We start from the raw sequence: 13,862 nt of genomic DNA on the forward strand, positions 1-13,862 counted from the left end.
ATTGTATTTTGCTCGCTGAATAAATGCGAGGGGCGCGGATGTAAAGCCCACGCCCCTCGCCTTTCCATTCAATGATTTTAATAGAGGCCGCCGCCGCCGCCAGTAATGGCCTGCTGCGCCTGGGGAGAAGCGCGCAGAATATCTTCCTGCGACATTGCTCCATCCATGCCGATGACGGAGAAGCTGCTGGCTGGCCCCGTACCTGGCTTGAAAGCTTCCATGATCGTATCAGGCTCGCCCTCGTTTGCTGCCATGCCCGTCTTTCTGTTGACGGCCACGAACTGCATGCCATTGGGGACGATGAACTTGCTGGCCGGCATGTGTTTGGCAGCCTGCGCTATGAATTCGCCAAAGATCGGCGCGGCAAGAGAGCCGCCGGTACCGCCGCGACCAAGGGGGGCCGGGCTGTCAAAACCGATGTATAGGCCAGCGACCATGTCCGGCGTGTAACCGACGAACCATGCATCCTTTTCGTCATTTGTTGTGCCGGTCTTGCCAGCAACCGGCAGATCGACCTTGATCTTGCCAGCGGCAGTGCCGCGCTGAACAACGCCCTCGAGCATTGACGTGGTCTGATACGCCGTCATCGGGTCGAGAACCTGCTCGCGATTATCAACGATCTCCGGCTCATCCTGGTTCTGCCAGCGTGGCGCGTTGCAGCTCTCGCAGCCGCGCTCTTCATGACGGAAAATCGTCTTGCCGTAACGGTCCTGAATGCGGTCGATCACGGTCGGATTGATCTGCTTACCGCCATTCGCGATGACCGAGTAGGCAGAGACCATGCGCATGACAGTGGTTTCGCCAGAACCGAGCGACATCGCAAGCAGCGGTGGCATCTTGTCATAGATACCGAAGCGTTCGGCATATTCTGCAACCAAGTTCATGCCCATATCCTGCGCAAGCCGCACAGTCATGAGGTTACGGGATTTTTCAATGCCCAGACGCAGTGTGGATGGGCCTGCGGATTCACCGCCATAGTTCTGCGGCCGCCAGACCTGACCACCGGAAACGACTTCAAGCGGCGCATCCATGACAACCGAAGCAGGCGTATAGCCATTGTCCAGAGCGGCTGCGTAGATGAATGGCTTGAACGATGAACCCGGCTGACGCATGGCCTGCGTTGCGCGGTTGAATTCAGACTGACCGTAGGAGAAGCCGCCCACCATCGCCAGAACACGACCCGTATGGGGGTCCATGACAACCATGCCGCCCTGAACCTTTGGTGGCTGACGAAGGCGGAACGCATCCCCCTTGTCGGAAAGCGGCTCAACGTAAACAACGTCACCCGTTTTCAAAACGCCGGCTGGCGATTTGGCGGTTGCGCGCTGGCCTTTTGCGTCTCGATAGGCCCACTTCATGTTCTCCGGCTTGATCCGACCACGGCTGCGCAGATCAGGATTTTCGCTATCTCCATCCGGACGAAGTCCGATGTCGACACCGTCAGCCGTAGCAGCAAGCACAACGGCCATTTTCCATTCCGGAACGTCACGCAGCGGCTTCAGCTTCAAAAGTGCAGCCGCCCAGTCGCCTGACGTATCGATCTGGTCGATGGGTCCGTGAAATCCGCGGCGCTCGTCATAATCAAGGAGACCATCCTGCAAAGCCTTGCGAGCTTCCATCTGAATGACGGGATCAAACGACGTGCGGACGGAAAGGCCACCTTCGAGCAAAGCCTTCTCGCCGTATTTCTCAACGATCTGGCGGCGGGCTTCTTCGGAGAAGTAGTCGGATGCAGCAAGACGTGCGCCGCCTGTGCGAATGTTTACGCCCAGCGGCTGTGTCTTGGCGTCAGCAGCGTCTGCCTGGGTGATGTAGCCGTTTTCGGCCATACGATCGATAACCCAGTTACGGCGTTCCAGCGCGGCTTTTTCCCGGCGAAGAGGGTGGTAGTTCGCAGGACCCTTCGGCAGCGCGGCCAAATAAGCGGTCTCGGCAATTGTCAGTTCCGTCACGGATTTGTTGAAATAGGTCAACGCCGCACTAGCGATACCGTAGGAGTTCAACCCGAAGAAAATCTCGTTGAGATAGAGTTCGAGGATTTTGTCCTTGCTGTAGGCCTGCTCGATGCGGAAGGAAAGAACCGCTTCTTTCGCCTTGCGCTCCATTGTCTGTTCATTGGTCAACAGGAAGTTCTTGGCCACCTGCTGGGTGATGGTCGAACCACCCTGCGTGGGGCCACCTGTTGCAAAGGCGACGGCTGCACGGGCAAAACCTGTCACGTCGATGCCAGGGTGCTGATAGAAATTCTTGTCTTCTGCCGAAAGGAAAGCAGCCTTCACACGGTCAGGAACCGCCTGGATGGGCAGAAAAAGCCGACGTTGCTTGGCATACTCTGCCATCAGCGCGCCATTGCCCGCATGAATGCGCGTCGTAACCGGCGGCTCGTAACTGCTCAGCACAGCATAATCGGGAAGATCCTTCGTGATCGTCACCAGATAGATGGCAACACCACCGGCTGCCACAAGGAACAGCATGCTGGCCAAGCCGAAGAAATATCCAATAAGTCTGATCATATTAAAGCTACCGATACTTCGAATCGCGAAGGGTTGCGCCCGCAGTTATGCGCACATTCTTGCATATAGCGTGCCGTTTTGCACACCGCATCATCGATGACAAGCTGCCAGTTGAAGCATTGTCCGCATTGTTAGAGCGGACGGCAACTCCTGCTTAACAAAAAAGGTACAGCGTTGGCATCGAATCTCAACCGAGAGTAACGTGGGGAATGTGAGTAAAATAGGGCTTTACACCTATTTCCTCGGGGAGATCGTCCAGACTTGAATGCTTTTGTCGTGTGAATGTGCGCAAAACACACGAAGCCGTGATGCAATGGCCGCAAGCATGTTTAACCGCCGTTCGCCATCGCCTGAGCGCGGTAGCGTGTCACGGCGTTTGCCAGCGTATCAGCCACCTTTGCCCGCCAGGCTTCATCAAGCAGCAGCTTCTCGTCATCAGGATTGGACAGAAACCCGAGCTCAAGCAGCACAGACGGCACATCATGCGCCCGCAGCACCTGAAAACCGGCAAATCGATGCGGATTATTAATAAGGCCGATTTGACCTTCGAAGGATTTGACGATGTTCTCAGCCAGGGTAACGGAAAATGCCTGAGTTTCGCGTCGGGTGAGGTCAAGCAGAATATCTGCGACCTCAGGGCGTTCGTGCTGCACAGTCACGCCCGCAATCTGGTCTGAAAGGTTTTCTCGCTCGGCCAGATCCTGCGCCATCCTGTCGGAGGCGCGATCGGAGATCGTGTAGACAGTCGCGCCGCGAATACCCTTCTGTTTCAGGGTGTCAGCATGAACGGAAATGAAGAGATTGGCATTCTCTTGTCGCGCAAGAACAACGCGCTCGGAAAGCGCCAAAAACGTATCATCGTCACGGGTCAAGAAAGCCTTGATTCCCGGTATCTTGTTCAGCCTATCAGCCAATTGCTTGGCGAAGGTCAGCGTGATGACCTTTTCGTCCGTACCACTGAGCGCTCCCTTGGCGCCTGCATCAATGCCGCCATGGCCGGCATCGACAGCAATGACGAACTCGGATTGGCGCGACGTTTTCGGCGCCACTTCAGAGGTTACAGATGCTGTTGTCGCTGGCGCAAGTGCCTGCCAGTTCTGATTTTTCAGCAGGTCTGCAAATTTCTGCTTCGTCGTTACCTCAGCATCCAGAACGAAGGGAAAAACCTGCGCTCCATTTTCCGCCTTGGCTTCAGCGATAACAACCTGCGCTGGCTTCTTGGCCGTCAGAACAAGGCGCGCACGGCCCTCGCCCATATTGCCAAATCGGATATCGCTGAAAATCCCTGTCGGTGCCAGGTCGCTGTTGGGGAAGGAAAAGCCGACGGCCGGGAAATCGACAACGATGCGAGCTGGAGAATCGAGATAGTGGACTTCGAATTCCGGCTGCTGGTTAAACTCCATGACGATGCGGGTGCGCGCCTCATCCCCGATGATGCGTGCTTTGCTAACAACAAGCGCTGGCGTCTTCTCCTGAGAATGACCCAAGGTACCGCTGCAAAAAATGCAAATCGATGCAAGCAACAGGGCCTGACCGATTCGCGCGGACAAAACCCTGAATTGAGACACGCAGCTCGCGATAATGGATATTTTTGTGGTCGCCAAAATCATTTCCGTATCTGAAGTTTTGTCACGCAAGAGGATATTTTATCAGCGAAACAAGCCGTTCCAACTGCTCACAGAGGCCGGAATTAGGCCCGCGCGCAACAATCACAGCCATTGGTGAAGCAATTCTTAACTGCGAAATTCCATCAACGATATGGCATATTTAGCCGCCCTATTGCTATTATGACAGATAGAACATACAACGTGAATGAGGGTTAAAAGTGTTGACGGGATCGATGCCCGCCGGCTGCCAATCGACAAAGACGCTGGCGCTGCAATATCGGGCAATCATCTGCCGTCGCTGCATTTTTCTCCTGAAACTGAATCAATTCTGGCGTTGCCAGAACAATACCCGGTGGCATGCCACCGCGCGCTCGGAGAGAGCATTTTCATCGGATCCCATCGGGGTCTATTTATTATAGTCGTTCTCGCTTGGCCAATGATGTCGTTGCAGCAGCTTTCAAATCAACCGGATACCACGAGCAGGCATCATGCTTTGCCAGTTGTCCGGGCGCTGCCAGTTAACCGACGCCGGGCAGAACACTTCATTTCCGGCACACCCTTGGAATTAGATGAAAGGCCTGTCCTCGTGACGGGCCTGTTCTCGTATATGACAAGGCTGCGCCGAGGAGCAAAGCTTACATGGCAGACAAAATGCTTATCGACGCGTCCCATGAAGAGGAGACGCGCGTAGTCGTAGTCCGCGGGAATCGAATTGAGGAATTCGATTTTGAATCGGAACACAAGAAACAAATTCGCGGCAATATCTATCTTGCCAAGGTGACACGCGTGGAGCCTTCGCTTCAGGCTGCATTTGTTGACTACGGCGGCAATCGCCACGGCTTTCTGGCATTCGCAGAAATCCATCCTGACTACTATCAAATCCCCCTTGCTGACAGGCAGGCTCTCTTAAGAGCTGAAGCGGAAGATCATCGCCGCAACGACGACTTTGAGTCGGCAGACGCGCCGAACGAACGGGTCTCATCGACTGTCGATCTCTCTCAGGTAGAACAGCCCGATGTGGGCATCGTTGAAGCCGCACAGGCTGCCCCTGAGCCTGAGGTTGTCGAGGACGTTTCCGCTGAAGCTGTTGAAGCCGAGGTTGAGGCAACCGAGGTCGTGGCGCAAGACGTTGCTTTCGAAGACGAAAAGCCAAAGAAGCGCGTTCGTCGCCCACGCACAAAGAAAAAGACGGAAGCTGATGACGTTTCTGCCGACGCGGCCCCTTCGGATGAAAGCTCCGAAGATGATGGCAGCAAGGGCGGCGAAATGGCAGCCATGGTCGATACCGACACGATTTCGGAAGAAGTCGAAGGCCTCGGCCGTCGTGACAATGATGACGAAGATGATGATGACGATCATCACGAGAAGGAAGTCATCGAGTCTGTTGGCGCAGAAGACGCAATGGAAGAAGTTCCAGACCGCGTTTCCCGCAAGCCGCGCAAGCAGTATCGCATTCAGGAAGTCATCAAGCGCCGCCAGATTATTTTGGTTCAGGTTGCCAAGGAAGAACGTGGCAACAAGGGTGCTGCCCTGACGACATATCTTTCGCTGGCTGGTCGTTACTCTGTTCTCATGCCCAACACGGCGCGTGGCGGTGGTATTTCCCGCAAGATCACTCAGCCAACAGACCGCAAGCGTCTGAAGGAAATCGCACGCGATCTCGAAGTGCCGCAGGGCATGGGCGTGATCCTTCGTACAGCTGGTGCAAACCGCACCCGCGTCGAAATCAAGCGTGACTTCGAATATCTGATGCGTCTGTGGGAAAACGTCCGCACATTGACGCTGAATTCGACGGCCCCTTGCCTCGTTTACGAAGAAGGATCGCTGATCAAGCGTTCCATTCGCGATCTCTACAACAAGGACATCAGCGAGATCATCGTTTCCGGTGAAGAAGGCTATCGTGAAGCGAAAGACTTCATGAAGATGCTGATGCCGAGCCATGCCAAAGTGGTTCAGCCATACCGCGACATTCACCCGATCTTCTCGCGCTCCGGCATCGAAGCGCAGCTTGACCGCATGTTGCAGCCACAGGTCACGTTGAAATCAGGTGGTTACCTCATCATCAACCAGACGGAAGCGCTGGTTGCCATCGACGTGAACTCCGGTCGTTCGACACGCGAGCATTCCATCGAGGAAACCGCGGTCCAGACGAACCTGGAAGCCGCTGAAGAAGTCGCACGCCAGCTTCGTCTTCGCGACCTTGCCGGTCTTGTCGTCGTCGACTTCATCGACATGGAAGAAAAGCGCAACAACCGCGCCGTTGAAAAGAAGCTGAAGGATTGCCTGAAGAACGACCGCGCCCGCATTCAGGTCGGTCGTATCTCGCACTTCGGTCTTCTGGAAATGTCGCGCCAGCGCATTCGCGCATCGGTTCTGGAATCCACAACGCAGGTCTGCTCGCATTGCGGTGGCACCGGCCATGTTCGCTCTGAATCCTCCATTGCCCTGCATGTGCTGCGCGGCGTTGAAGAATATCTGCTGCGCAACACCACGCACAACATCACGGTTCGCTGCACGCCGGATACGGCATTGTACCTGCTCAACCACAAGCGTGCGACGATTGTCGATTATGAAGCCCGCTTCGGCGTCGCTATCATCATCGCTGCCGATGCAAGCGTCGGTGCGCAGCACTTCGCGATTGATCGCGGCGAAGCCGTCGAGAACCCTGTCAAGATAGAGAGCCTCATCCAGTTGCTTCCTGACTTCGAAGAAGAGGAAGATGACATCATCATCGAAGCTGATGAGGATGAAGAAGAGGAAGAGATCGTAAAGGTCGAGAAGGCTGAAGCCAAACCTGCGCAGGCGGACAACGGCGAAGAAGGCAAACGCAAGCGCAAGCGTCGTCGTCGTCGTCGGGGCAAAGGCAGCCAGAACGGCGTCGATGCACAAGCAGATGCTGGCGAAGACACTGAGTCTGACGATCAGGACGACGATGCCGAGACAGATACGGATGAAGAGACAAATGTTTCGACATCCAATGGCAGCGACAACAACGGATCGGAAGAAGCAAAGCGCAAACGCCGTCGCCGTGGCAAGCGTGGTGGACGCCGCAATCGCGATGAAAACGGCAACATCATTGAAGACAATGATGACGTTGAGGCCACACAGGCTGGGGAAGAAGGCGACGAAGCCGCACCTTCCGAGAGCACAGAAGAACAGGGTGCCGTCGACGCTGTTGCTACTGACGTAACACCTGCGGTCGTTGCCAATGACGCTGAAAAGCCGAAGAAGCCACGCCGGACACGTAAGGCGAAGGACAAGGCTGGCGACACCGAGGCTGAACCTGCAGCAGCTGTCGCTTTGGCTGAACCAGCACCTGCAGCCGTCGCTGTCGAGACTGTGGAGCCGCAAGCAGTGGAGGCACCCGTTGCCGAAGCCCCTGCTCCGGCGCCTGTGGAGCCTGTTGTTGAGTCATCTGCCGTTTCCCGTGAAGAAACGACGGATGAAGCAGCCAAGCCTGCACGTGCCAACCGCGGCGACAACGTCTCCTCCTCGGAGCCCGTCGTAACCTCGGCAGCACCAGAAGGTGGCGAGACTGATCCATCCAAGCCCCGCAAGGGCGGTTGGTGGCAAAGACGCGGCTTCTTCTAGAAGCCGGCTTTAGTCCGATAGCAAAAAAGGCTCCGTTTACGGGGCCTTTTTTGTGTCTACGGTTGGCAAACGGCTGGCTTGTTGTCGGGAATTGTGGATGCTATCGATCCTCCATGAGATCCAGCACACCGATGGGCGAAGCTGAGTACAAAGCCTTGCTCCTTTCCATTCTGCGTCAGCACTCGCTACCCGCATTGGACAAGCGGCGGCTGGTGGGTCTCAACCTTCCCGCAAAAACTCGTATGATGATGATCGGGATACATCCGGGACAAAGCGAGGAAGGCTTCTTCGACGTCCACATTCACCTTGATGGTCCAGACCTCTACGTCCCAATAAAGCTATTGCAGCGTATCGATCACTCTTCGAGGTTAGCTGTATCGATGGTCGTATGATACCGGATGTGCCGATGTTCGACGCCGAGAATGCCGGGTTTTCTGTCAATGACGCAATCGTCGATGTGTGCATGGACTGGGTGGAGGAACTGTGGTCGCAGTCTGAGGGTATCGATGTGGCAGCACAGATGTTCGGCGACGAAGGCTATGGATCGGTATCCGAAAAACTATTGCCTCGCGGGGGGGGGCAGGCAATGAGGCCATAAGGTTGAGACCGGCCGCAGCCTATCGACGGTTAGACACCATCATGCATCACAAAATAAAAAGCCGCATCGTTTCCGATACGGCTTTGGACGTGCTTAATATAAGCCTCAGATGGCTCACTCGTCGCGATACACCTTTTCACGGCGCTCGTGGCGTTCTTGTGCTTCGATGGAGAGTGTGGCGATAGGACGGGCGTCCAGTCTCTTGAGACCGATAGGTTCGCCGGTTTCTTCGCAATAGCCGTAGGTGCCATCATCGATGCGCTGCAGCGCAGAATCAATTTTCGAGATCAGTTTTCTCTGGCGGTCTCGGGCGCGCAGTTCGATGGCCCGGTCTGTCTCTGATGATGCCCTGTCGGCAAGGTCAGGATGGTTTGCGCTTTCCTCTGCGAGATGCCCCAGCGTCTCTCTCGCTTCTCGCAGAATGTCGTTCCTCCAGCTCACCAGCTTGGCCCGAAAATAGGCCTTCTGGCTTGCATTCATGAACTCATCGCTCTCCGAGAGTACGTATTTACTAAGATCGATCTTCTCACTCACGCGATTCTCCTCGAAGAACATCTCTTATATTGCGCGGGTATACTCCAAGGACGTAGGCCCGTTCAAGTGCGCAGAACAGTTTTAGAGCATTTTTAAATCTGTCATAAAAATCGGCTAAATGATTATTTCTTATGCTTTATTCGCAAAACACGAAATATTTCCGCGATCACGTTTCACATCACGTCACGACAGCCTGGCTCTTGCAGCAAGACGCTCAACTCCTGTAAAGCTGCTGTCGATGTTTCCCTGGCCACAGGACTTCCGATGCAAGAGCCTTCCACCCTGCCGTCAAGACTTTATCTTTTGCGCCATGCACATGCCGGTTGGGCTGCGCCCGGCGAGCGGGATTTCGACAGATCGCTGGATAATAAGGGCTACAGCGAAGCGGAAATCATCGCAGACCGCGCATCGGACATGGGCTACAAACCCGATATACTCATCAGCTCTACCGCGTTGCGGTGCCGCGAAACGGCCCAGTCCATGCGCCGCGCCTTCAACGACAGCGTCGAGATCACCTTCGTCGATGAAATGTACAATGCCGAGGCCGATACTTACATGGCCTTGATTTCAGCGCAGGCGGAGGGCAGCTCCGTCATGCTGATCGGTCACAATCCAACGCTGGATGCCGTTGCAGAGAGGTTGATTGGCAGTAGCCAGATGGAGGCACAGATCCCTTCAGGCTTCCCAACCGCTGGTCTTGCTGTGCTGGATGCGGTGCCGACCGCTGATGGAGATGGCGCCCAATGGCGTCTGGTGGCTTTCCTGTCTCCGTGACATCGACACCGGCTCGACGGTAAAATTTCCGCCGGGCGCTTCTTTTTTGAGCAATCCGCCACCCTATATATTTTCACATAGAATAATATTTTGTGGGAAACGTCCTTGCCGCCATCCTTTACATCCGTCGCAGATAGCGCACTGATTGCCATGGACAACCTTGCGGACCGGGCAAGCGCCATCACTAACCCGACATTGCGGTTGGGCGTGACCGGACTCTCGCGCGCTGGCAAGACTGTCTTCATTTCCTCGCTCGTGCATAATTTGCTGAATGGTGGCCGGTTGCCGATCTTCGAGGCGATGCGATCCGGTCGTGTCTCAAATGTGCGGCTGGAGCCTCAGCCCGATGACGCCATACCCCGTTTTCAATACGAGGATCACATTCAGGCACTTGTGCGGGACCGGATATGGCCGGATTCCACCCGTGCCATTTCCGAATTGCGCATCACAGTGGAATACCAGAGCGCCAGCGGCTGGGGTCGCTGGTTCTCGCCCGGACGCCTCGCCATAGACATTGTCGATTATCCCGGCGAATGGCTGCTCGATCTTCCGTTGCTGTCCAGAGATTACAAGACCTTCAGCGACAGTACCGTCGCGCTGGCACAGACCGGTGTGCGCGCCGAACTTGCCCGCGAATGGCTTGATATCGCCGCCGCCGTCGATATTGATGGCCCGGCAGATGAAATGACGGCGCGTCGTCTAGCCGAAAGCTTTGCCACCTATCTGCGCGCTTGCAAGTCAGATGAGCGTTCGCTTTCCACCCTTCCTCCGGGACGTTTTTTGATGCCGGGTGATCTTGAAGGATCGCCTGCCCTCACCTTTTCACCGCTTCCCGGCCTGAGTGATGGCAAGGCAGCAAAAGGCTCCCTGCGCGCCATGATGGAGCGTCGTTACGAGGCCTATAAGACGATTGTCGTGAAGCCGTTCTTTCGTGAGCACTTTGCGCGCCTTGATCGCCAGATCGTGCTTATCGATGCGCTTCAGGCCGTTAATCGCGGCCCTGAGGCGGTACAGGATCTGGAGAGAGCGTTGGGCGACGTGCTGGCCTGTTTCAGGCCCGGCAAGAACAACCTGCTGTCATCGCTTGTCGGGCGGCGGATAGACAAGGTTCTGGTTGCCGCAACGAAGGCCGATCACCTTCACCACGAAAGCCATGACCGACTGGAAAATTTGACGCGACGTCTCGTGGACAGAGCGATCACCACAATCGGCATGAGCGGCGCGGGCATAGAGGTCATGGCGCTTGCCTCAGTGCGTGCCACCAAGGAGGCTAGCGTGCGCCAAGACGGGCAATCGCTCCCGGTCATTGTCGGCACGCCTATCGCTGGTGAGACGATCAATGGCGAGGTCTTTGACGGAAACCGCACCACCGCTGTTTTTCCCGGCGATCTGCCCGAAAATCCGGAGCCACTGTTCCGCGCACTCGATGCTGAGGGTGACAAGGCTGATCTTCCAGATGTGAGTGTCATCCGCTTTCGCCCGCCCCGGCTTGAAGAAAACAAGGATGGCATCAAATTGTCGGTTCCGCATATCAGGCTGGACCGTGCCATGCAGTTCCTGTTTGGAGATCGGCTTGCATGAAAGACGAGAATGATAAGTCCAGCCGCCGCCCCGCAGCGTTTACTCTGGAAGCTGAAGCGACACCAAGCCGCGTGATGGACGCCAAACGCGCTCCGCGCAGCTTCGATGGCGAGATTTCGATGACGCCGGATGAAGAGGACCCGTTTCTATCGCCGGATGCTGCAGATGCAGCGGCGGTTCCCGTTGCTGTTCCTCGCCGGCGGCGCTTCTCCTTTGGTAAACTGGCCATCAGCGCCATAGGCGTTCTTCTGTCCCTCGCCTTTGGTCTGTGGGCAGATCAGTTGATCCGCGATCTCTTTACCCGCTCTGACTGGCTGGGTTATGCGGCAAGCCTTTCGCTTGCTGTCGCCGTCTTTGCGCTGCTTGCGCTTGTTGCGCGAGAATCCATTGGCATTTGGCGGCTGAACGCTGTGCAGTCGCTGAAAGCGGATGCAGAAAAAGCTTCGTTGGATAAGCAGCCAACAGCCGCCCGTGCTGTCGTGGCACGTCTCACAACCGTTCTCTCACATCGGGCGGAGACTGCGAAGGGCCGCGCCGCGCTGAAGCTTACTGAGAACGATGTGATCGATGGCCCTCACCTGATCGACCTTGCAGAGCGGGAACTACTGACCCCGCTTGATCGTCAGGCGCGCGCCCTCATTCTCAACTCATCCAAGCGCGTGTCGGTCGTCACAGCCGTCAGCCCCCGCGCCGTTGTAGACCTCGTCTATGTGCTGTTTGAAGTCACACGGCTCGTCCGCACCATGGCTGAGCTTTATGGCGGTCGTCCCGGCACGCTGGGAATGCTGCGCCTGTTGCGGGATGTTATCGCACATCTGGCGGTAACGGGCTCCATAGCCGTTGGGGATGGCTTGGCCCAACAGGTTCTCGGTCATGGCCTCACCTCCAGGCTTTCCGCTCGCCTGGGTGAAGGCGTCATCAACGGGCTGATGACCGCACGAATCGGCATTGCAGCTATGGATCTGTGCCGTCCCCTGCCGTTCAGGGCACTGAAACGCCCCGGAATTGGTGATTTTGTTTCTGACCTAACGCCAGATTTTAGCGGCGGGTCTAAAGCGGAAAAGCCCTGATTTTCAGGCTGTCTGGAGCCTGAAAGGTTACTGCCCACATTAGCAAACGTCACGAAAGAAACGAAGCGTTAACCATTCCCGACATAAATTGAGGCCACACAAAGCGGCCAACGCGCCAGGGAAAGTATCATGTATTCGCGCTTCTTTTCGCTACTGGGTGGCCTTGCCGCCATTATGTCCATTAGTGGTGGCCTTTCGGTTTCCGACGTTCAGGCAGCCTCCCGCGATGACCAATTCTTTGGTTCCGTTGCTGGCGCATGGTCCGGCCCTGGCGAAATCGTTGCCGGCAAATACAAAGGCACCAAATTCACCTGCGATTTGACAGGCGAACCCTTGGCAAACGACGATACCGGCATCAAGCTGGGTGGCACCTGCCGCGTTGGCGTTTTCAAGCAACCGATGTCTGCCGTTATTTCCCAAAAGGGCAACAGCTACGAAGGCAAGTTCCTCGATGGTTCCGAAGGCAAGGGACTTGATATCGTTTCCGGTCAGGTCAGTGGCGACAAGGTTGTTCTTGGTATCAACCGCGCGAAGCTGAATGGCGCGATGGTTGCCCGCGTTACCAACAACACGTCCATGAACATCACGATTTCGGTGAAAGTCGCGGACCAAATGGTGCCTGTTATCGGCCTGACGCTGGCGCGCAATGTCGATCAGATGGCGGTAGGATCGATCAAGCCGTAATTAACACAGCCTGAGTTCTAAGCATCTGAGAACGGGAGTGTCCACCACTCCCGTTTGTTGTTGGTGATGCGGATACCATCCTTGTCGGCATCCTGCAGCCAGTCAGAAACTGCCCTACCCTCAAAAATAAGGTCTGGCGCTATGTCAGCCAGCGGCATCAGCACGAATGCGCGTTCCGCCATACGCGGATGAGGAATTTCTACACGTGCGGTGCTGATGATGGCTTCGCCATAGGTCAGCACATCGATGTCGATTGTTCGTGGCCCCCAGCGCTCATTGCGAACACGCTTCATGCCCCGCTCAATGTCCAGGCACAGATCCAGTAACTCTTCAGGGCCAAGCGCTGTCTCAATCAGGGCGCAGCAATTGAAAAAATCCGCCTGATCAAGCTTGCCCCAAGGCGGCGTCCGGTAAAGCTGCGACACTGCAACAAGCTGGCAGCTTTCGTGACGTGATAGCAATTCCAACGCTTGCGCCATGGCAGCCGGTGGGTCGCCAATATTGCCGCCCAGCCCCAGAGACGCAACGATCATCCCATCAGCCATGCTGTTCGACACTCACCTGCGCATAATCCAGAATACCAGGAACAGGTGCCGAGGGCTTGCGAACGGTAATCTTGACCCGAACGATCTGCGGATAACGACGACGCAAGGCCGTGGCTATATCGTTGGCCAGTGCCTCGATCAGATAACGGCGTTGCCCGGCAACGATCTTTTCAACGACATCGAAGGCCACGCCATAATCAACCGTGTTTTTGATGTCATCCGTTTCCAGAGCGTCGCCAGCCTCGACTTCCATTTCCGCATCAACGAAAAAGCGCTGACCAAGCGTTTCTTCCTGCTCCAGCAGCCCATGGCGGGCGAAGAACGAACAGTTTTTCAGCACTATCGTGTAACGGCTCATCTCATCC

General features: G+C 55.9%; 10 protein-coding genes and 1 pseudogene. 6 read left to right on the top strand and 5 right to left on the bottom strand.

What is annotated here, in order from left to right; all coding sequences use genetic code 11:
• Positions 1–77: 77 nt before the first annotated feature.
• Positions 78–2,513 (bottom strand): penicillin-binding protein 1A, encoded by a 2,436-nt coding sequence (locus RQI55_RS05570; protein WP_192066421.1) that lies wholly within the window; start codon positions 2,511–2,513, stop codon positions 78–80.
• Between the two features lie 329 nt (positions 2,514–2,842).
• Positions 2,843–4,123 carry an N-acetylmuramoyl-L-alanine amidase gene (locus tag RQI55_RS05575; protein WP_409233686.1) on the bottom strand — a complete coding sequence of 427 codons (1,281 nt, stop codon included), beginning with the start codon at positions 4,121–4,123 and terminating at the stop codon, positions 2,843–2,845.
• A 636-nt stretch (positions 4,124–4,759) separates the two neighbouring features.
• On the opposite strand from RQI55_RS05575, the gene RQI55_RS05580 reads away from it, so the two are divergent.
• Together RQI55_RS05580 and RQI55_RS05585 are read left to right on the top strand one after the other, a co-directional pair.
• Positions 4,760–7,711 (top strand): ribonuclease E/G, encoded by a 2,952-nt coding sequence (locus RQI55_RS05580; protein WP_243256103.1) that lies wholly within the window; start codon positions 4,760–4,762, stop codon positions 7,709–7,711.
• 131 nt (positions 7,712–7,842) lie between these two features.
• Positions 7,843–8,309: pseudogene (locus RQI55_RS05585) on the top strand (DUF6389 family protein).
• Positions 8,310–8,423: 114 nt separating this feature from the next.
• Here the strand turns inward: RQI55_RS05585 and dksA are convergent.
• The gene (dksA, locus tag RQI55_RS05590) at positions 8,424–8,843 is read right to left on the bottom strand and encodes an RNA polymerase-binding protein DksA (protein WP_243256104.1); all 420 of its coding nucleotides are present in this window, start codon (positions 8,841–8,843) and stop codon (positions 8,424–8,426) included.
• A 264-nt stretch (positions 8,844–9,107) separates the two neighbouring features.
• On the opposite strand from dksA, the gene RQI55_RS05595 reads away from it, so the two are divergent.
• The 4 genes from RQI55_RS05595 (at position 9,108) to RQI55_RS05610 (ending at position 12,952) form a co-directional block, all read left to right on the top strand.
• Positions 9,108–9,617 (top strand): histidine phosphatase family protein, encoded by a 510-nt coding sequence (locus RQI55_RS05595; RefSeq protein WP_243256105.1) that lies wholly within the window; start codon positions 9,108–9,110, stop codon positions 9,615–9,617.
• 105 nt (positions 9,618–9,722) lie between these two features.
• The gene (locus RQI55_RS05600; protein WP_042619576.1) at positions 9,723–11,198 is read left to right on the top strand and encodes a YcjX family protein; all 1,476 of its coding nucleotides are present in this window, start codon (positions 9,723–9,725) and stop codon (positions 11,196–11,198) included.
• On the top strand, positions 11,195–12,268 hold the full coding sequence (locus RQI55_RS05605) for a TIGR01620 family protein (RefSeq protein WP_311272077.1): 1,074 nt from the start codon (positions 11,195–11,197) through the stop codon (positions 12,266–12,268). Before RQI55_RS05600 ends, RQI55_RS05605 begins: the two co-directional genes overlap by 4 nt.
• A 129-nt stretch (positions 12,269–12,397) precedes the next feature.
• Positions 12,398–12,952 (top strand): hypothetical protein, encoded by a 555-nt coding sequence (locus tag RQI55_RS05610; RefSeq protein ID WP_042619578.1) that lies wholly within the window; start codon positions 12,398–12,400, stop codon positions 12,950–12,952.
• A gap of 17 nt (positions 12,953–12,969) precedes the next feature.
• Here the strand turns inward: RQI55_RS05610 and folK are convergent, their stop codons facing one another.
• Together folK and folB are read right to left on the bottom strand one after the other, a co-directional pair.
• Entirely contained in the window at positions 12,970–13,485 is a 516-nt protein-coding gene (gene folK, locus RQI55_RS05615) for a 2-amino-4-hydroxy-6-hydroxymethyldihydropteridine diphosphokinase (RefSeq protein WP_042619776.1), read from the bottom strand.
• A 4-nt stretch (positions 13,486–13,489) separates the two neighbouring features.
• Positions 13,490–13,855, bottom strand: a complete 366-nt coding sequence (folB, locus tag RQI55_RS05620) for a dihydroneopterin aldolase (protein ID WP_042619777.1) — start codon at positions 13,853–13,855, stop codon at positions 13,490–13,492.
• Positions 13,856–13,862: the final 7 nt, after the last annotated feature.

It is taken from the genome of Rhizobium sp. WCS2018Hpa-16 (assembly GCF_031843705.1).
Classification (GTDB): domain Bacteria; phylum Pseudomonadota; class Alphaproteobacteria; order Rhizobiales; family Rhizobiaceae; genus Agrobacterium; species Agrobacterium tumefaciens_C.